1 pseudogene is annotated in these 444 nt (G+C 69.1%); it reads left to right on the top strand.

The window, feature by feature from the left end:
- Positions 1-42 precede the first annotated feature (42 nt).
- Positions 43-444 (top strand): annotated as a pseudogene (locus tag EN818_RS30820) (flagellar motor protein MotB); the annotation flags it as partial.

Consider the following 444-nt stretch of genomic DNA (forward strand, 5'->3'; position numbering starts at 1 on the left):
GCCGAGCAGCCAGCCGAGCAGGCGGCGCCCGCCAACGACAACTTGCCGCAGGACAAGCTGCGCAAGAAGAAGCGCGATCAGCAGCAACAGACTGAAACCGCCCCGACCGAGCAGGCGCCGAAGACCGAAGCCCCTGCAGGCGAGCCGGCGCAGCAGGCCGAACCGCAGCAGAACAATCAGCAGGCTGCACCGGCCGAGGGCGAACAGCCGCTGGACAAGACGAAGAAGCGCAAGAAGGCCTTCGGTGAGCAGCCCGGCACCGGTCAAGCGGTGACGGGAGAGCAACCTTCGACCAAGCAGCCCTCCGGCGAAGGCCAGGCAACGACTGGCGGCCAGCCTGCTACCGGCGAGCAGCCGGCCCAAGGCGGCGCGAATGCCGGCGCCGCCGCACAGGGCGAAGCCCCTGCCAATGCGAACGAGGCCCCCCTCTTCGACAGCCAGAAG

The organism is Mesorhizobium sp. M3A.F.Ca.ET.175.01.1.1 (assembly GCF_004791945.1).
Classification (GTDB): Bacteria; Pseudomonadota; Alphaproteobacteria; order Rhizobiales; family Rhizobiaceae; genus Mesorhizobium.